Here is an 18,724-nt window from a genome sequence, read left to right as displayed (position 1 = left end):
ACTCCCGAAATAAAAAACTGCCTGGAGCAGTTTTTAACGTTGCGCAGCGACGGCCCGCAGGGTGGTCGCCATGGATGGCGGAAATAAAACGGGCCTCCCAAGGAGACCCGCTAATAAGACGCTGACCCAGGTGACCGAGTCAGGCTTGATTATGCTTAGTGGCTAATAGCACCGCCAGCACCTTTGGGAGTACGTACGCTTTCTACCAGATCCTGAATCTCCTGCGGCGGAGCCTCAGTAGACAGGGACACGGCATAGGCTACGGCGAAGTTGATCAGTGCACCCACAGTACCGATGGACAGCGGCGAGATGCCGAACATCCAGTTATCCGGCGTGTTGGCGAAGGTCGCAGTGCCTGGAATGAAGAACCAGCCCAGGTACAGGAAGATGTAAACCACAGTGAACACCAGGCCTACCAGCATGCCGGCGATGGCGCCTTTGTTGTTTACCCGCTTGGAGAAGATACCCATCATCAGCGCCGGGAACAGCGTGGCCGCGGCGATACCGAAGGCCAATGCCACCACTTGCGCGGCGAAACCAGGCGGATTGAGCCCCAGGTAGGTTGCCAACAGAATCGCGACCCCCATAGAGATCCGCGCGGCGAGCATTTCGTTCTTCTCACTGATCTTCGGATTGATCATGTTCTTGATCAAGTCGTGACTCACTGCCGAAGAGATTGCCAGCAACAGACCCGCTGCCGTCGACAAGGCTGCAGCAATCGCACCCGCGGCAATCAAACCGATCACCCAACCTGGCAGGTTGGCAATTTCAGGGTTGGCCAGTACCAGGATGTCGTTGTTAACGGTCAACTCGTTGCCTTTCCAACCGCGAGCTTCTGCCGCTGGGGTAAAGGCAGGCGCTGCATCGTTGTACATCTGCACGCGGCCGTCGCTGTTCTTGTCTTCCCACTTGATCAAACCGGTGGTTTCCCACGTTTTGATCCACTCTGGACGCTCTTCATAGGTCATTGCTTGAGCGGCCGGCCCTTCTGGGTAGATGGTGTTGACCAGGTTCAAGCGCGCCATGGAGCCCACTGCCGGAGCGGTGAGGTACAGCAGGGCGATGAAGATCAGGGTCCAGCCAGCAGACCAACGTGCGTCAGCCACTTTCGGCACGGTGAAGAAGCGAATGATGACGTGCGGCAGACCAGCAGTACCGATCATCAGCGACAGGGTAAACAGCACCATGTTCAGCTTGTTGCTTACATCGGCTGTGTAGTCGGTAAAGCCCAGCTCACGCACAACTTCATTGAGCTTCTGCAGCAGTGGGAGACCTGATTCGACATGGTCGCCGAACATACCGAACATCGGAACCGGGTTGCCAGTCAGCTGCAGGGAGATGAAGACCGCAGGGATGGTGTAAGCAATGATCAGCACAACGTACTGAGCCACCTGGGTGTAGGTGATGCCTTTCATGCCGCCGAATACGGCATAGATGAACACCACGCCAGCCGCGATCCAGATACCGGTGGAGTTTTCCACTTCGAGGAAGCGCGAGAATGCCACACCAGCACCGGCCATCTGACCAATTACATAGGTCACGCAGATGATGATCAGGCAGATAACCGCCGCCAGACGCGCACCGTTGCTGTAGAAACGGTCACCGATAAAGTCCGGCACAGTAAATTTGCCGAACTTACGCAGGTAAGGTGCCAGCAGCATGGCCAGCAGCACATAGCCGCCAGTCCAACCCATCAGGAAGGTTGAGTTGGCATAACCACCCGCAGCGAGCAGGCCTGCCATGGAGATGAAGGAAGCCGCAGACATCCAGTCAGCCGCAGTGGCCATACCGTTAGTAACGGGGTGTACACCACCGCCGGCGACGTAGAACTCTTTGGTCGAGCCGGCACGGGCCCAAAAGGCGATGCCGAAGTAGAGCGCGAAGGAGGCGCCCACAAACAGCATGTTGATTACAAACTGGCTCATGGGTTATTCCTCGACACCGAATTGTTTATCGAGTTTGTTCATTCTCCACGCGTAGAAGAAAATGATCCCGACAAAGGTGATGATCGAACCTTGCTGGGCGAACCAGAATCCAAGGTCGGCACCGCCAACAGGAATACCTGCCAGCAGGGGTCGAAGAAGTATGGCGAAGCCGTAAGACACTAATGCCCAGACAACCAGGCACCACGTGATCAGCCGGACATTCGCTTTCCAGTACGCAGCAGCGTTAGCTTTATCAGAAGTCATAAACTCCTCCGGTTATTGTTATTCTCATGCACCTCCAAGCTAGCAGCAGGCCACCATAGTCGACAGATAGACATTGGTATTAGCCACCTGATGCGCCTACATCGGCACTTGCACTGCAGCCTGAACCCGTCTCCAGGTCCCCCCCTGAACTCTAGTCACCAGCAGACTTTTATCAATCTTATTTGATAATGATTATCTATAGCATTAGCATGCGTGCTCTCCCGCCCCTCATCACCACTCAAGGACCACGACATGCGGTGCCTAACCGTACCTCTATTCACGATCTCGGCCCTCGCCTGTCAGTTCAGCCTGGCCGCCCAAAGTGCCCCGCAGACGCCTCTGACCCTGGAGGGTATGCACATCACCGCGCCGGCCGAGCAAGCCGATGGTCCCGTGGACGGTTACCGCGCTACTCGCTCGGCCAGCGCAACCCGCACCGACACGCCGCTGAGTGAGATTCCTCAGTCGATCAGCGTAGTCCCGGCGCAAGTGCTGCAGGACATTGGCGCGATACGTCTGGAAGATGCCCTCGACTATGCAGGCGGCGTGGAGCGTGGCAACAACTTCGGCGGCCAGGGGCTGACTGAGTTTCTTATCCGCGGCTTCAGCAGCCAGGAGTTCTACCGCAACGGTTTTGCAGTCAATCGTGGCTACCCGAACATGCCAGATGCCAACAGCATCGAGCGCATCGAGGTACTGCGCGGCCCGGCCGCCATGCTCTATGGTCGCGGCGACCCCGGTGGCACCTTCAACATCGTCAGCAAGCAGCCGCAGGCGCAACGGCGTACCGTGCTGGGCAGCCAAATCAACAGCGAAGGGCTGCACCGCGGCACCCTGGACACCACCGGGGCCCTGGATGAAAACGCGACATTCACCTATCGCCTGAACCTGCTGGCCGAAGGCAACGACAGCTTCCGCGACCACGTCGAGGGCGAACGCTACAACATCGCGCCCGTGCTGCGCTGGCAGCTCAGCGACGTCACCGCGGTCACCCTCGAAGGCGACTACCTGCATAACCGTCACCCCCTCGATCGTGGCGTCACCCGCTACGCCAATCAGCAAGGCAAACTGCCCCGCGAACGTTTTCTCGGCGAAGAGTCCGCCGGCAAGCTGACCAACGAAAACGCCACCACCCAGCTGCGCATTGAGCATCTGCTCGATGACAACTGGACCCTGCGCGGCGGCGTGCAATACCTCGACGGTAAAATCTACGGCGGCGCCGTGGAGAACAATGGCTTGGCCGCTGACGGCCGCACGGTTGGGCGCAACTACAGCGAGCGCTGGCTGAACTGGAACGACGTCAACGCCCAGGCCAATGCCGAAGGTCGCTTCAATACCCGCGGTTTCGCCCACACCCTGTTGCTGGGCGTGGAATACGACAAGTTCAACTACAACTCGCTGATCCAGCGTTCCGCCGGCGGCGTCGGCGACTTCTCCCTCGACCTGTACGACCCGATATATGGCCAGCCGCTACCGGCGCTGAGCCGCACCACCACGCACGATAGCGAGCGGCTCGAATCCTACGCGTTCTACCTGCAGGATCAGATCGAGTTGACCGAGCGCCTGAAGCTCCAGCTGGGTGCGCGCCTGGAGCGTTTTGAACAGGACTATGTGGACAAGCGCCCTGGTGCCGAAGGTTGGGACCAGGCACATAACGCGGTCTCGCCGCGCTTCGGCCTGATCTACGACCTGAGCGATGAACTGGCGGTGTTCGCCAACACCTCGCGCTCGTTCAAACCCAACCGCGGCGCTGATCGCCTCGGCAACGCCTTCGACCCGGAAGAAGGCGTCGCCCATGAAGTTGGCATCAAATACGACCTGCCCGAGCGCAACCTGAGCCTGACCGCGGCGCTGTTTCATATCACCAAGGAAAACGTGCTGACCACTGACCCGCAGGACAGCACCCGCAGCATCGCCGCCGGCGAAGTGCGCAGCCGCGGCGTGGACATCAGCCTGGCCGGTAATATCACCCCGCAGTGGCGCGTGATCGGCGGCTACGCCTATGTCGATGCCCAGGTGACCGAGAGCAACAGCGCGAGCATGCCGGTCGGCACCCGCCTGGCCAACGTGCCACGGCACAGCTTCAACCTGCTCGACACTTATGAGTTCGATGACGGCCCGCTAGCCGGCCTGGGCCTGGGCGTCGGTATGAAGTACGTCGGCGCACGCCAGGGTTCGACCAGCAGCACGGCGTTCGACATGGATGCCTACAGCGTGGTCGACCTGCTCGCCTACTACCCGCTGACGGAGAACGTGCGGCTTAACCTCAACCTCAACAACCTATTCGATGAAGAGTACGAGGAGCGCGCCTGGGGCAACATCTGGGCCTATCCGGGCGAGCCGCGCACACTGCAGGCCGGTATCTCGATCAGCCTGTAAGCGTCAGCACATGGTGGGCGGGCAATGCTCGCCCACCATGTGCGCCCTCTCAGATCGGCACCAGTTCGATCGGCAGCAGGTAACGTTGCTCGTCATATTCCAGACGATGCTGCTGGCGATGAAGATTCTCCTCAACGGTTTCGCATTCTTGCGCCACCATTTCGGCGCGGCTATCGGTGCGTGTTTGCTTAAGCAGCAGGTCGTGATAACCCTTGTTGCCTAGCCGTTCGGTAATGACCAGCACGCCCCTGGTATCGCTGAACTCGCCCGCACAACGGGTATCCCACTCGCCCCCCGAGCGGTCCATCACCAGCTCGCTCAGCACCGGACGCAGATGCGGTTCCTTCAGCTCATAGAGGCTCAGCGAGGTTTCATAGAAGGGGTTAGCGCGCGACATACTTCGACGTTTGACCCGGATACCGAAAGCCAAATCGCCCTCGCGCAAACGATAGGGCGCGGTATCGAACTCCAGCCCATCGACAAAAATCGCATCCCAATCCAGCAGGTTCGGCTCGACATGGCGCGCGATAATGGCCTGGCTGACACTGTCCAGTACCAGCACCTCAAGATCACTTTCGCCATGCCCATCCTCCTCGGTACGCAACAGCGATACCGCTAACAAGGTCAGGTGCGGGCGCGCCGGCCAGACCTTGCAGATGCTCTGCTCGTCATCTAGGCGAAAGCTGCCTCGTTCGTCATGCAGCGGTTGGCCCTGTACATGGCCTGGGTATGCCCGCTCAAGCCATGTCGGCATATGTTGTCGACAGTCATCGGCTTGCGCCAAACCCGCCATCAGCTGGCCACACAGCACTGCGGCGAAAGTTATGCGGTTCATCCCTGAGTTCCTTTTGATCATCCCGCGGCCAGTCTAAACCCGACAAGGCATGCTGCCCTTGCTGGGCGTCACGGAACAATCGGGCGATCTGCCATGCCAGCAAATGCCCCGCACGCGCCTCTTCGCGTAACCCGATATGCCCGCTCATCGCGCATACCACAGGCGAAAGAAGCCAAACCCCAGTAGCAGGCCAACCTGGCCGAGCGCCGTGCACAGGCTCAGAAAAGACTGCACTGAGCTGTTCTGTGACGCATTGGCAAGGCCGGTCAAACCCTCCCAGAATGCATCCGGCAACAGCACCAGGCTCATCTGCGCCAAAGGTTGACCGGTCAGCTGCAGGCCCTTGATCAGGTCAAATTGGCCGCAGAACATCAGGCCCAGCAGCACCATAAAAGCCACTGCCAACCCTAAGGCGAAACAGGCTGCCCATCGTACAAACAACCGCATAAGTAGACGCATCACGCTCACTCCCACACAGATAAAAAAGCGGCGCAGACGAGGCCTGCGCCGCTATTGGTCAAAGGTCGCTGGCTGGACTGGCCAGTGGCAGGCGGCCGACGCCGTACCAGTCGAGTTTGCGGGTCAGCACCATCACCCCGGCGAGCACGCCGAACACCAGCACCGAGCCCATCAGTAGGGCGTAATCCTCGGCCCCGAGCAGGCCGAACAACATGCCGTAGAGCAGCGCCAGCAGGGCGCCAAAACCCGCGCCACGTAGCGCGCTGTGCAGCACATAACTGACGTAGAAACCAATCAGCAGCACACAAGCGGTCGCGGCAACTCCGTAGGCCAGGGCAAAACTCAGGTGCTCGGACAGCGACAGCAGCAATAGGTAGAACAGCGCCAGCGACATGCCCACCAGGGCGTATTGCACCGGATGCACGGCCATGCGTTTGAGCACTTCAAAGAGGAAGAACACGGCGAAGGTCAGGCCAATAAACAGCAACGCATATTTGATCGCCCGCTCGGTCTTTAGGTACTGGTCCACCGGGTCGACAAAGCTCACACCGAAGTTGCGTGCCGTCAGCGCATTGCAGCTATCGCCCCGCACACAATCAGCCAGCGCCTCCTCCAGATTGGTGGCGAAGAAGCTGGTCTGCCACTGCGCCTTAAAGCCCTTGTCAGACACATCACGACTGCTCGGCAGGTATTCACCGACAAAACTTGGATGCGGCCAGGTGGACGTCAGCTCAACACGGCTGTCACGCCCCACCGGAGTGATGCTCAACTGCTCGGTGCCTTGCAGTTTTAGGTCAAAGGCAAACTCCAGAGTTTGCCCGCCCTGGCTATCCAACACCGGCAGCGGCGCATGCACGCCGGCACCGAAACGCTCCTCGGCGCTGCCGGGGGCAAAGCTCAGGTTGCTGCCGTTGAAGCGCAGCTGCAGGTCATTGCTGATGCCGCGGATATCGCTAATACCGACCGAGAGAAACGGCCGGTCGAACTGATACAGGCCCAGATCATCACCCAATCCCAGACGCGCCGGCAGCTTGAAGGCACCACTGATCTGGTTGTCGCTGCGGTACAGCAGCGCCTTGTAGATGCCGCGTGCACGTTCCTCAGTACTGACCTGGCCATTGAGCACAAAGCGCTCCGGCAGGAAGTACAAACGCCCGCGGCTGCGTTGCTCCTCCATATAACGCTCACCGGTCTTAGCGTGGGTTTTCCATTGGTGCCATACCTTGGTGTACGGCATCACCAGAATCGGCCCGGTGAGCTGCTGGCGGTAGCTGGAACTGCGCGCGATGTCCTGCAGCACCTCGGCGCGCTGATACTGCCGTTCGCTCACCAGTCCGCCGATCATCGACAGCGGGACCAGCAATAACAAAATCAGCAAGGCAATAGCGCCAAGCTTGAAACCCAGAATGCGGCTCATGGTGCAACTCTCCGATACGGTTTAGGTAGGCAGAGTCTGGGCGGCGTAGGTGGTGGCTTTATGGAGGGCAGATGGAGAGTGTGTGGAGACCAATCCACAGTAAGTACCCGTGATTGAGCACTCAGAGCGGCGCGACCGTTCGTCAATTCCACTGGAAGCCAGAGTTTTCTGCACTAGAGTGCTAACTCACTTGTTGCCCACAAGGCGACCGGTAAGCGGCTTGACCAAGATTTATCCAATCTGAAAAGGGACTGTCATGCATAAGCGCCAATGGATTTGCGCGGCCAGCGCACTATTAATGCTCGGTAGCGGCAACGTATTCGCCCACGGCTATATCAAACAACCTGAAGCACGTGGCTATCTGTGCAAGCTCGGTGAAAACAGCCAATGCGGTGCCGTGCAATGGGAACCGCAAAGCCTGGAAGGTTACTCGGGCTTTCCGCAAAGCGGCCCCGCCGACGGCCAGATCGCCAGCGCCGGCCTCGCGCAATTCGCCCCCCTCAATGAACAGACCGTCAGCCGCTGGGCCAAACGCCCAGTCACTGCAGGGCCGACGAATTTCACCTGGCGCTTTACCGCCAACCATGTCACGCGCAACTGGCGCTACTACATCACCCGCCCCGATTGGCTGGCCAATCAGCCGTTAAACCGTGCCGCGTTTGAGCTGGTACCGTTCTGCGTGGTCGATGGCGGCATGCAACAGCCGCCACAGGAGGTCACCCACACCTGCGATGTACCGCCGCGCGAGGGCTACCAGGTGATCCTCGGGGTCTGGGAAGTCGGCGATACACCGATGAGTTTCTACAACGTCATGGACGTGATGTTCGGTGATATCACCACCCCGCCTGACCAATCGGCCTGGCAAGCCAAGGGCATGCTCTATCCCTCGGTTGATCTGCGTGTGGGCGATCAGGCGATGACCCGGGTCTTCGATGCCAGCGGCGAGCGCAGTGACTTGCAGACGCGGCTACAGGTTGAAACCCGCGAGCAAGGCCAACGCAACCAGTGGACCTACCTGCTGGCCAACCGCATCAACCAGCAACAGAGTCAGCTCAAGGCCGGCCAGCGCGGCAACGACGGCGTAATCCAGCCGGTGTACGGCCAGAACAGCCTGTTTGCCCGCGCCGACAGTGGCATCCAGCGCATCGAAGTGCAGATCGACAAGGCCACCGCACCGGACCACGAGCTGCTGGTAGATGGTTTGCAGCCCAGCTACCGCATCCGTAACGGCCAGCTGCGCCTCGATTTCAACGTCACCGCCGTAGGCGCACTGCAGATCAGCAGCTACGTCTACGACCATGGCGGCAATGCCAAAGGCTTTGCCACAACCGAGCTGGCCAACGGCAGCCAGCCCTTGAGCATCGACGTCGACAGCCCAGCGCCCGGCCATCATCAGTTGGTGGTCAGCGCCAAGGTGGCAGGCAGTGAACAGCTGTTGCAGAAGACCTTCGACATGATGTTTGTCGCAGACGACGGCAGCGCCAGCTACGACTTCAGCTTCCCGGATGGCCTGCGCAGTTACGCGGCCGGCACGCGGGTGCTGCAACCCAAGACGGGACAGCTGTATCAGTGCCGTCCCTTTCCTCAGAGCGGCTATTGCACGCAATGGTCCGCCGCCTCGACCCAGTTCGAGCCCGGCATCGGCAGCCATTGGCAAGACGCCTGGATAGCCGACTGAGCTAAGCGCCGCGCCCACGAAGCTTTATGGTCGGCGCGGCCACCTTATCCCCTGAAACAGGTACAACCCAAGTGAATGCACTGCGCCTTGGCGTATGCCTTTTACGGAGCCCCAGGTATGCCCAGGCCCTGACGCATAACCCTTAACTGCCAGCGCTGCACACATCACCACTTGCTCCCTAAAGCCTGCGTGGCGGCCTAAGGACAAGCACCCAGCGGCAGCGCTTCACACCCCTTTCACCTAGCTAAAGGGGCAGCCTTCTATCGACATAAATACTTGATTTAATTGAATATTTTCTCGCAAAAAAACGACGAGCGGCCTTGGCTTTTCGGCACAGTCTCCTAGGGTTCTGGCAGCTGCACTACGCGGCAAACAATCAGGAGATAACCATGCAAAGACTCCAACGCACCACTGCCTTACTGCTGCTAATCGGCGCAGGCTGGGCCTACGCCCAGGCCGACGAAAAGCCCAGCTTCGCGGCCCAGATGCAGATTGCTGACGATGATCAGCAGGCGCCACGCTACATCATCAAATACAAGGAGCTGACGTCCTCGCCGATGGGACAAACCAATCAGCCGCAACCCCTGAGCGCTGGCCAGTTCGAACGCCGCGCGGCTCAGCGCCTGCTTAGCCAGGCACAGGTGCAACCGCTGATGCACCTGGACAGCCAGGCCGCCAGCGTGGCGCATCTGAGTCCAGCGCAGCTCAAGCAGCTGCAGGCCAACCCGGCAGTCGAGTATGTCGAACTCGACCCGCGCCGCTACTTGATGGCCGAACAAGTGCCCTACGGCATTCCCATGGTGCAGGCCGATCTGCTGCCGGATAACGCCATTTCCAATATGAAGGTGTGCATCGTCGACTCCGGCTATGACCTCGGCCATCAGGACTTGCCTTCGGCCGGCATTACCGGCAATGACGGCTACGGCAGCGTCGATAGCGGCAATTGGTACGAGGATGGCGATGGCCACGGCACCCACGTTGCCGGCACCATCGCAGCGCTGGGAGGCAATGACCTGGGTGTGGTCGGTGTCAGCCCGTCTGGCAATCTGGGCCTGCATATCGTCAAGGTATTCAACAACAGCGGCAGCTGGGCCTATGGTTCTGACCTGGTGATGGCCATCCAGCAATGCCGCGCGGCTGGCTCGACGGTGATCAGCATGAGTCTGGGCGGCGGCGGCTCGTCAGTGACTGAGCGCAATGCCATGGATGCGGCCTACCAGAATGGTGTGCTGGTCGTCGCGGCAGCCGGCAACAGTGGCAACGGTACGCTGTCTTACCCGGCCTCCTACGACTCGGTGGTATCGGTCGCGGCGGTCGACAGCAGCGGCAATCGCGCCTCGTTCTCGCAGTACAACAACCAGGTAGAGGTCGCCGCTCCCGGGGTAGGCGTACGCTCCACCCTGCCCGGCAACAACTATGCGAGCTACAACGGCACCTCCATGGCCACGCCGCATGTTTCCGCAGTCTATGCACTGGTATGGAGTCAACACCGCCAGTGCACCCCGGCGCAGATCCGCAAGGTGGTCAACAGCACCGCAGAAGACCGTGGCGCTGCTGGCCGCGATCCTTACTACGGCTACGGTATCGTCAAGGCCAAACGGGCCAGCGATCTGATCGCCCAGCGCGGCTGCGATGCCAGCAGCGGTGGCAATGGCGAAGAACAGACCTACCCCAACCTCTCCGGTGCACGGGACGCTTGGGTGCGTTACAACGTGGTCGTGCCAAGCGGCGCACAGCGTCTGACGGTAAGAATCAGTGGCGGCAGCGGTGATGCCGACCTTTACACCCGTCTGGGCAGCCAACCCACCGCCAGCCAATGGACCTGCCGACCCTACCTCGACGGCAATCAGGAAACCTGCACCCAGGAGAATCCTGCAGCCGGCACCTGGCATATTGGCGTACGCGGCTATTCCAGCTTCTCAGGTGTAACCCTGTACTGGCGCTACGAGTAATTCGTCCGGCCCCGAGGCAGGTAACTGCCCGGGGCCTTCTATCGACAGAGACCGCCAGGGCACAAATGGACAGTTTTTACAGAAATGCGTAGCGTGCGCTGATCGCCAATTAAGGATGAACGGCCATGACCCCGCACAACCCCTACGCCACCCCTCAAGCCAGCGTCGCCGACGCAGAATCACAGGTGTCTGACGAGCAGATCGCAGCCCTCCCCATCTCGGATAAATGGAAGCAGCGCTTTAGCGCGATCCACCATGCCGGCGGCATCAAGATGCCCAAGTTTAAGGAGCTGCCCGCCGAGGAGCGGCGCAAAGCCTTCAGTTTCAACTTTCTGGCGTTCTTTTTCGGGCCGATCTACTACGCCATCAAGGGCATGTGGAAAAAGGGTCTGGCGCTGTTCTTCGTCTGCGCGGCGGTGGTGATCATCCTCGGCATCGGCCTGGACTATCTCGGCTACAGCAAAATCGCCAACGCCCTGGGCTATGGCATCAGCGCAGTATTCGCCACGCGCGCCAATATCGATTACTACAAGAAGATGCTGCTAAGCGATAACGGCTGGTGGTAAGCACCTAACCCAACTGCATCAGGAGAATGACCGTGACGGAATATGTCGCCGAAGTAATTTGGCAACGCGGTGAGCAGGACTTTCTCGGCAACCGTTATAGCCGCAAGCATCTGCTGCGCTTTGATGGTGGCCTGGAGATTGCCGGCTCGTCCTCACCCCATGTGGTGCCACTGCCGATGTCGGATGCAAGCGCCGTCGACCCCGAGGAGGCCTTTGTTGCCTCGCTCGCCAGCTGCCATATGCTGTGGTTTCTCTCCATTGCCGCCAAGCGCCGCTTCTGCGTCGATGACTACCGTGATAATGCCAGCGGGCTGATGCATGAAAATGCTGCCGGCAAGCTGTTTATCGCCCGGGTCACCCTGCGCCCCGCAGTCAGCTTTTCTGGCGAACGCATGCCCAGCCGCGAACAGATCGAGCAGATGCACCACCAGGCCCACGAGGAATGCTTTATCGCCAACTCGGTGAAGTCCGAAGTGCGCTGCGAACCGCGCTTTACTGAATAACCCGCAAGGGCCACATCGAGACGACAACACGATGCGTCTTAACCATAACGGCTGATGGCGGGAGAAGAAGCGTGAACCCAACTGCATACGGCTGTCCCGATGGGCAGCCACTGTTTTACTTCCATGGCGTGCCGGGTGCAGCGGTTGAGGCGGCAATGCTGCATCAGGCCGCCTTGGCGCACGGTATCAAGCTGCTGGTGGTGGAGCGCAATCTGCCCGGCGAACTCAGCAGCGCGACTTATCTGCAACAACTGGCGCAACAGATCAGTGATAGCGCGGGAGGCCAGCCGATTCGTCTGCTCGGCTTTTCCATCGGCGCCTGCCTGGCGTTACGTGTCGCCGCGCTGTTGGGTGAGCGGGTAACTGAGGTGTACTTGGTCTCTGCTGCCGCACCACTGGAAATCCCCAGCAATAGCGTCGGCATGGGCGCGGGGCGTTATACCTTCCTCTGGGCGCAGCACTATCCAAGGCTATTTCGGGCCTTTGCCTGGTATCAGGCGCTGCTGGCGAAGTTCAGCCCAAACCTGCTGCTGAAGCTGCTCTTCACTGGTGCAGGCGGTAAAGACCCAGAACTCCTGCATCATGCCAACACCCGGAAATGGTTGGCGGACATTCAACGCGACTGCTTCAAACATGGGACTAGCAGCTATATGCGCGACGTAAAACTCTACGTCGAACCCTGGGCTATGCAGCTGGATAAGGTCACGGCGGCGGTAAGCCTGTGGCATGGCGACGCAGATAACTGGTCACCCATTGCCATGTCGAGTTACCTGCAGGAGCATCTGCGCAATGCCAGCGCCGTGAGCCGTAGCGCCGAACACGCGCACTACTCTTGCCTGCTGGAGAACGCGGAAGCGGTAATGGCGGCGGTGCAACGAAACACTCAGCAAACCGGGCGGCCAAGCGCTGACGCCGTAGAACCTCCACCCCTCGGCTAACAGCAACCCAAGGACGGCACCATGAAAAAGCTCGCACTGCCCCTGATCACCCTACTGGCGTTCAGCGCCTACACCCTGTACGTGATGCTGCATGCGGAGCAATCGCTGCTGCAATTTGGCATGCAGTTGATGTCCAGCGCCGACACCGCCCAAGTGGTGATCGACCTGTATATTCTCGCGGCACTGGCCTGCATCTGGATGTACCGCGACAGCCGCGCGCGGGGCAAGTCGCTGACCTACCTGCTGCCGTTCCTTGCCTTGACTGCGCTGTTTGTCTCGGTCGGGCCGCTGCTATACCTAGTGCTCAAGGCCATAGCTACAGAAAGCCGTGAACTGCAGGACAGTGCTTCACCTGCAGCTTGATGCACCGCAGCAGCCCGCAAGGCCGAGGCTACTCAACGCTTAAAAACTCAGATTGAAATTGCCGGTGCCGAAAATACCTACCAGACCAATCACGATCAGATAAATCGCCACGATATAGTTCAGCAGGCGCGGTATCACCAGAATCAGAATGCCGGCGATCAGCGAAATCAGTGGAGTAAGAGCAAGGGTCATAATCGTCACCTGAGGGTTATTGAAGCGCCAGTATGCGGACCATGCGTCAACGACACAGCCCTATTCAGATAGAGCCACACCACCTCATTTTGTTCAGCCACACCACGAATTAGAGGCCACTTATGAGCAACGCCAGCTTGTTAACCTCACTCCTGCAGCACAAAGCCTGGGCCAATCAGGAGCTCTTTGACGAGTTGCAACACCTTGACCCGCTCACTCAGCAAAACGAACTGCATGCAGCTCTGCGCATCCTCAACCACATCCACGTGGTCGAGCGGATCTTTGTCGCCAACCTGCAGGGCACCGACCACGACTACACCGCCACCAACACCACGGAAACGCCCACGCTGAATGAGCTGCATCAGGCGGCACAAAAGACTGATCGTTGGTATCTGGACTATGTCGCGACGCTAAGCGCCGAGCAGTTGGCCGAGCGCCTGCACTTCACTTTCGTCGATGGCGACGCTGGCTGCATGAGCCGCGAGGAAATGCTCGCGCATATCGTCACCCACGGCGGTTACCACCGTGGCGCCGTCGGCCGGATCATGGCGCAAGTGCAGCTGGCACCGCCCAGGGATATCTACACGCGCTTTCTGCATCAGGATCAGCCGCAGCGTCGCGAAGCGAGCTAAGCCGGCGGTTTGGCGATAAAGGCCTGCTTGTCATGCCGATCAAACCCGGCGGCCTCATAGAAACGCAGGGTTGCAGGATCCTTGCTGCTGGTCATCAGCATCACCTTGTAACAGTCCTGACCCCAGGCAAACGTCTGTGCATGCGCTAACAATGCATGGCCGTAGCCACGCCCGCGATAATCGCTGTGGGTCACCACGTTTTCGATAAAAGCAAAGGGTCGGCAGCCACGCGTCAGATTGGCCACCAGATTGATGCTGCAGCTGGCCACCAACTGCGCATCGCAGTACAGGCCAAAACAGTGATGCGCAGGGTTTCCAATGATTGCCTGCCACACCGCCTCGACCCGATGACGCGCAGGCAGTGGCTGATCGATAGGGTGTAAGTGTTCATACAAGGCGAGCAGTGCATCCAGCTCGCCCGCCTCGACATCACGAATGTCCATCAAGCCATCCCTGCTACAGCCACGACTACTCGCCGCGGATGTACTGTTCCAGCTGCTGGATCAGGCTGGCCTGTTCGGCGATGGTGTGCTTGACCAGGTCACCAATCGACAGCAGGCCGATCAACTCGCCTTCCGCCAATACGGGCAGATGACGCAGATGACGGTCGGTCATCAGTTGCATACAGTGTTGCGAGGTGTCGCGCAGGCCAACTGTCAGGACATCTGCGGTCATAATTTCGCTGATCATCGCACTGAATGCGGAGCGCTCCAGCAGCGCCACTTTGCGCGCATAGTCACGTTCGCTGACGATGCCGGCCAGGCGGCCTTTGTCATCCAGCACCACCAATGCACCAATACCTTTCTCGGCCATCAGCTTGATTGCATCCAGCACCGAGGTACTGGGCGTGACGCTGTACACGGCGGCCTGGGACTTGGCACGAAGGATCTCGGCAACTGTTTTCATGCAGCGGCTCCTGCTCTGTTTCTTATTGGCATTGAGGATAGTGCGCAGGCCGGCCATTGCGGGCCAACCCGATGACCCGATCAGAGCATCTGCGCGGGCTCAGCGCAACCATTGCAAGCCAGCAAGCTCGGTGCCAAGGCGCGCGTCAGTTGCCAGGAAACAGCGGCAAGCTAAGCCGTACCGCTACCCCGCCGTCGACATTGCCGATATGCAATTCGCCGCCATGCAGCTGCATCACTTCCTCGACAAAATTCAGCCCCAAACCGGTGCTCTTGCGCCCGCTGCCGGGGCGCGGCAGGGAGTAGAAGCGTTCAGTCAAGCGCGATAGAGCGTAATCGGGAATAGCCTCACCCTGGTTGAACAGGCGCAACTCGATCTGCCCGGCACGGGTCTCAGCGCTAAAGCGGATCACCCCGCCTGGAGGAGTGAAGTCCAGAGCGTTATCCAGCAGATTGGCCAGGGCCTGACGCAGTAAAAAGGCCTCGCCGCGCGCACTTAACTCAGCGCCAATATGGTTTTCAACCTGCAGGTCGGCCGCTTCAATACGTGCCATCTGCGCCTGCAACAGCGAGTCGACCAGCGCTTGCAGCGGCACCGCCACCTGTTCTTCCAGGCCCTGGCGTTGCTCGACCTGGGCCAGGTGCAGCAGGCGCTCGATCAACTGCTGCATGCGCGCGCTTTCCTGCTCGATATTGGCGACAAAGCGCTGGCGTTGCGGCGCAGGCATCTCGCCATCGAGTAACTCCGCCGCGCCACGAATCGCCGCCAGTGGGCTTTTCAATTCGTGGGTCAGGGTGTGCACGTAACGCTCGACATAGGCCTTGCCTTCCAGCTCGGTGCGCATGCGCTCGATGGCTTCGGCCAATTGCGCCAGCTCGCCACCGCGCACGCTGGGCAGTTCGGCACGTTGACCGGCGCTGACAGCCTGGGCGTAGCGGGTCAGCTTGCGCAAGGCGCCACTGAGCCACCAGGACAGCAGCGCGCCGATCAACAGACCAAGCACAATCAGCCCGCCACCGAGCCAGGCCAGGCGCTGTTCGGAGCGCTCGATATAAGGCTGCAGGGTGCGATTGGGTTTGGCCACCGAGACCACGCCGATAATCTGCGCGCCATCCATGATCGGTGCGGCTACATACATCACCGAGGAGTCGGGATCGTTCGGATCTTCCTTGGTCGAGCGCGCGCCGTACTCGCCGCGCAGGGTGCGCAGCACATCATTCCAGCGCGAATAATCCTGGCCCACCGCCGCACCCGTGGAGTCGAGCAGGACGATGCCCTTGGCGTCGGTGACATAGATGCGGTGGTTGACCTGAGTCTTCTCCACACCCCAGATCTGCGCCTGCGGCTGGCGCTGGCCGTAGGCTTGCAGCAAGGCTGGCAGGCGACTCTGTTGCAGGCGCCCGGCCTTGACCTCATCACGCAGAATCTCGGCTAACAGGTTGGCGGTGTCGACCAGGGTTTCCTCGGTGCTCTGGCGCACGCCGGGGCGGATTTCGTCCATCACCGTGCTCAATACAAACCAGCCGGCCAGCCCGACAAACAGGAAGTACACCAGAAAGATGCGAATCCCCAAGGGCATCAGGCGTGCCTCGGCGAGTAGCTGTAACCCAGGCCGCGGTGGGTCTGGATCGGTTCCGCCGCAGCGGCCACCTGACGCAGCTTGGCGCGCAGGCTTTTGATATGGCTGTCGATGGTGCGCTCGTAGCCGACATCGGCGGCCACGCCCAATCCGTCAAGCAACTGCTCGCGGGAGAACACCCGCTCGGGTTGCGCCAGCAGGCTTTGCAGCAGACGAAATTCGTGGCGAGTCAAGCTCAGCAGTTGACCGTGGTAGTGGATTTGCACCCGCTCGATATCCAGCTGGAACGGGCCACTGTCGGAGTTGGTGGCCGGCGCTTCACGCGGCGCCATGCGTTTGAGGATGGCCTTGACCCGCGCGGCAACTTCCCTCGGGCTAAAGGGTTTGACCACGTAATCGTCGGCACCGATTTCCAGGCCCACTACGCGGTCGATTTCCTCACTGCGCGCGGTGAGAAAAATCACCGGCACCTCGGAGAAACGCCGCAGCCGCTTGCAGGCCTCAAAGCCGCTGATATCCGGCAGGCCGACATCGAGAATCAGCAAGTCGGCCGGATTGCGCTGCTGCTCAGTCAGGGCCTGCTCGGCCAGGCTTAGCCAGGTGGTGCTAAAGCCTTCGCTCTGCAGGGCGAAGATCAGGGTGTCGGCGATGGCGGCTTCGTCTTCGACAATCAGAATATGCGGCATGGGCTTCCTGCTCGTGGCAACTCGGCGAGGAGCCTGCGGCAGGCAGCCGATAGCGTCAAGATCGGGCGAAGCAGGTGGACAAGCTGCGCGTTGTCCACCCTACGCCGACCTGACCTTAATCAAGCTTAAAGCGTGAGGTGTTCTGCGCCAGCACCTGGCTGCCCTGACGCAGCTGTTCGGCGGCGTTGCTCACTGCCTGCGCACCTTCAAGCAGGGCGCTGGCAGCCTGATCAACCTGCTGGATATTGCCGCTGACTTCATCGGCGGTAGCCGCTTGTTGCTCGGCGGCTGTGGCGATCTGCGCCAGGCGGTCGGTAACCAGTTGCACCGAGTCGACAATGGCGTCCAGATCTTCACTCATGGCTAGCACGCTGCCAACATCACCTTCAGCCTGGCGCACGGCGTCTTCCATCTGCGTGACGGACTGGCCAACTACTCGGTGCAAATTGGCTACGGTGTCAGCAATCTCTGCCGTGGAGTTTTGCGTGCGTTGTGACAGCGAGCGAACCTCGTCAGCAACCACAGCAAAGCCACGCCCTTGTTCGCCGGCGCGCGCTGCTTCAATGGCCGCGTTGAGCGCCAGCAGGTTGGTCTGCTCGGCAATACCCTTGATCACATCCACCACCCGGGTGATCTGCTCAGTTTGCTCGCGTAGCTGTTGCAGGGTGGCCGCACTCTCGCCTAAACGACCACTGAGCTGACGCATGCTCTGGCTGGTACGGTTGCTGCGCTGATTGCTCTGGCTGGCAATCTCACGGGTCTGATTGGCCTCTACCGCCGCCTGCTCACAACTCTGCGCCACACTTTGTGCGGTGGCCGCCATTTCGGTGGCGGCAGCGGCAATCTGGCTCATCTGCGCCTGCTGCTGCTCCACCGACGCCAGAGCATTTCGCGCCTCACCATTGAGCATCTGCACAGTGCCGCCCAACTGCTGGCTCTGCTGATTGACCCCCTGCATGGAATCGCGCAGCTGACCAACTGCGGTATTCAGTGCCATGGCGATACTCGCCAGATCGTCCTCACCATGCACCTGCATACGCACGCGCAGATCACCATCGCGCAGGCCTTCGGCGGCCAGGATGATCCCGGAGGTGCTGCGACGGATCGAAGCGTTAAGGCAGAACAATACATACAGCGCCAGCAGGGTCAGCAGGCTGAACACGCCAATCACTTCGATCATCGCGGCCAGTGCATTCTGCCGGTACTCGCCGAGGCTGGCGACAAACTGCTGGTACAACGCCGCCTGCAAACCAAGCAATTGCCCCTGTAAAGCATCGCTACGCTGCACGAACTGCTCTGGGGTCAAGGCCATCGGGCTGGAGTCGAACATGTCGCGATCGATGCCCGACAGGAAGGCTTCGTAACCCTGCAGTGCCTCATCGTAAGGCCCTTGCAGCTGACGCATAGCACGCGGCGCCTCTAACTTGAGAGTGGCCTGGGCCTTGAGCAG

19 protein-coding genes are annotated in these 18,724 nt (G+C 60.0%); 8 read left to right on the top strand and 11 right to left on the bottom strand.

All coding sequences use genetic code 11. From position 1 onward, the window contains the following. Positions 1–155: 155 nt before the first annotated feature. Together AACX99_RS11225 and AACX99_RS11220 are read right to left on the bottom strand one after the other, a co-directional pair. Positions 156–1,925, bottom strand: a complete 1,770-nt coding sequence (locus AACX99_RS11225; protein WP_339411839.1) for a sodium:solute symporter family protein — start codon at positions 1,923–1,925, stop codon at positions 156–158. A 3-nt stretch (positions 1,926–1,928) separates the two neighbouring features. Beyond that, on the bottom strand, positions 1,929–2,189 hold the full coding sequence (locus tag AACX99_RS11220; protein ID WP_339411837.1) for a DUF4212 domain-containing protein: 261 nt from the start codon (positions 2,187–2,189) through the stop codon (positions 1,929–1,931). A 252-nt stretch (positions 2,190–2,441) separates the two neighbouring features. On the opposite strand from AACX99_RS11220, the gene AACX99_RS11215 reads away from it, so the two are divergent. Then, the gene (locus AACX99_RS11215; protein WP_339411835.1) at positions 2,442–4,568 is read left to right on the top strand and encodes a TonB-dependent siderophore receptor; all 2,127 of its coding nucleotides are present in this window, start codon (positions 2,442–2,444) and stop codon (positions 4,566–4,568) included. Positions 4,569–4,617: 49 nt separating this feature from the next. Here AACX99_RS11215 and AACX99_RS11210 read toward each other — a convergent pair whose 3' ends face one another. From AACX99_RS11210 to creD, 3 genes are all read right to left on the bottom strand, one after another. After that, a complete protein-coding gene (locus AACX99_RS11210) occupies positions 4,618–5,403 on the bottom strand; it encodes a hypothetical protein (RefSeq protein ID WP_339411834.1) in 786 nt (261 codons plus the stop codon). A gap of 144 nt (positions 5,404–5,547) precedes the next feature. Then, the gene (locus AACX99_RS11205) at positions 5,548–5,862 is read right to left on the bottom strand and encodes a hypothetical protein (RefSeq protein WP_445261857.1); all 315 of its coding nucleotides are present in this window, start codon (positions 5,860–5,862) and stop codon (positions 5,548–5,550) included. 58 nt (positions 5,863–5,920) lie between these two features. After that, complete coding sequence (gene creD, locus AACX99_RS11200) at positions 5,921–7,279, bottom strand: cell envelope integrity protein CreD (protein ID WP_339411832.1); 1,359 nt, start codon at positions 7,277–7,279, stop codon at positions 5,921–5,923. Positions 7,280–7,535: 256 nt separating this feature from the next. Here creD and gbpA point away from each other — a divergent pair, with 256 nt between their 5' ends. From gbpA to AACX99_RS11170, 6 genes are all read left to right on the top strand, one after another. Continuing rightward, positions 7,536–8,957 (top strand): N-acetylglucosamine-binding protein GbpA, encoded by a 1,422-nt coding sequence (gene gbpA, locus AACX99_RS11195; RefSeq protein WP_339411831.1) that lies wholly within the window; start codon positions 7,536–7,538, stop codon positions 8,955–8,957. Positions 8,958–9,346: 389 nt separating this feature from the next. Then, positions 9,347–10,909, top strand: coding sequence for a S8 family serine peptidase (locus AACX99_RS11190; protein WP_339411830.1), 1,563 nt, complete (start codon positions 9,347–9,349; stop codon positions 10,907–10,909). Positions 10,910–11,034: 125 nt separating this feature from the next. Beyond that, on the top strand, positions 11,035–11,475 hold the full coding sequence (locus tag AACX99_RS11185; RefSeq protein ID WP_339411828.1) for a DUF2628 domain-containing protein: 441 nt from the start codon (positions 11,035–11,037) through the stop codon (positions 11,473–11,475). Between the two features lie 32 nt (positions 11,476–11,507). After that, positions 11,508–11,978, top strand: coding sequence for an OsmC family protein (locus tag AACX99_RS11180; RefSeq protein ID WP_339411826.1), 471 nt, complete (start codon positions 11,508–11,510; stop codon positions 11,976–11,978). A 71-nt stretch (positions 11,979–12,049) separates the two neighbouring features. Further along, positions 12,050–12,916, top strand: a complete 867-nt coding sequence (locus tag AACX99_RS11175; RefSeq protein ID WP_339411824.1) for an alpha/beta hydrolase — start codon at positions 12,050–12,052, stop codon at positions 12,914–12,916. Between the two features lie 21 nt (positions 12,917–12,937). Further along, positions 12,938–13,279 (top strand): DUF2834 domain-containing protein, encoded by a 342-nt coding sequence (locus AACX99_RS11170; protein WP_339411823.1) that lies wholly within the window; start codon positions 12,938–12,940, stop codon positions 13,277–13,279. Positions 13,280–13,318: 39 nt separating this feature from the next. Here AACX99_RS11170 and AACX99_RS11165 read toward each other — a convergent pair whose 3' ends face one another. Then, positions 13,319–13,471, bottom strand: a complete 153-nt coding sequence (locus tag AACX99_RS11165; protein ID WP_339411822.1) for a DUF3096 domain-containing protein — start codon at positions 13,469–13,471, stop codon at positions 13,319–13,321. Positions 13,472–13,593: 122 nt separating this feature from the next. On the opposite strand from AACX99_RS11165, the gene AACX99_RS11160 reads away from it, so the two are divergent. Further along, complete coding sequence (locus tag AACX99_RS11160; RefSeq protein ID WP_339411821.1) at positions 13,594–14,103, top strand: DinB family protein; 510 nt, start codon at positions 13,594–13,596, stop codon at positions 14,101–14,103. On the opposite strand, the gene AACX99_RS11155 is transcribed toward AACX99_RS11160, so the two are convergent. The 5 genes from AACX99_RS11155 to AACX99_RS22220 all read right to left on the bottom strand — a co-directional run bounded on the left by AACX99_RS11155 (position 14,100) and on the right by AACX99_RS22220 (position 18,097). Next, on the bottom strand, positions 14,100–14,546 hold the full coding sequence (locus tag AACX99_RS11155; RefSeq protein ID WP_339411820.1) for a GNAT family N-acetyltransferase: 447 nt from the start codon (positions 14,544–14,546) through the stop codon (positions 14,100–14,102). The genes AACX99_RS11160 and AACX99_RS11155 overlap by 4 nt on opposite strands. A gap of 25 nt (positions 14,547–14,571) precedes the next feature. Next, on the bottom strand, positions 14,572–15,009 hold the full coding sequence (locus AACX99_RS11150; protein WP_339411819.1) for a CBS domain-containing protein: 438 nt from the start codon (positions 15,007–15,009) through the stop codon (positions 14,572–14,574). A gap of 145 nt (positions 15,010–15,154) precedes the next feature. After that, entirely contained in the window at positions 15,155–16,588 is a 1,434-nt protein-coding gene (creC, locus tag AACX99_RS11145; protein WP_339411817.1) for a two-component system sensor histidine kinase CreC, read from the bottom strand. Next, entirely contained in the window at positions 16,588–17,274 is a 687-nt protein-coding gene (gene creB / locus AACX99_RS11140; RefSeq protein WP_339411815.1) for a two-component system response regulator CreB, read from the bottom strand. The genes creC and creB overlap by 1 nt, the downstream gene beginning before the upstream one ends. A gap of 115 nt (positions 17,275–17,389) precedes the next feature. Further along, a complete protein-coding gene (locus AACX99_RS22220; RefSeq protein WP_445261860.1) occupies positions 17,390–18,097 on the bottom strand; it encodes a methyl-accepting chemotaxis protein in 708 nt (235 codons plus the stop codon). Between the last annotated feature and the right edge of the window lie 627 nt (positions 18,098–18,724).

The sequence above is a fragment of the Pseudomonas sp. EA_35y_Pfl2_R5 genome (assembly GCF_963970805.1).
In the GTDB taxonomy this organism is placed as follows: domain Bacteria; phylum Pseudomonadota; class Gammaproteobacteria; order Pseudomonadales; family Pseudomonadaceae; genus Aquipseudomonas.
This window is presented reverse-complemented; position numbering and strand designations above follow the sequence as displayed.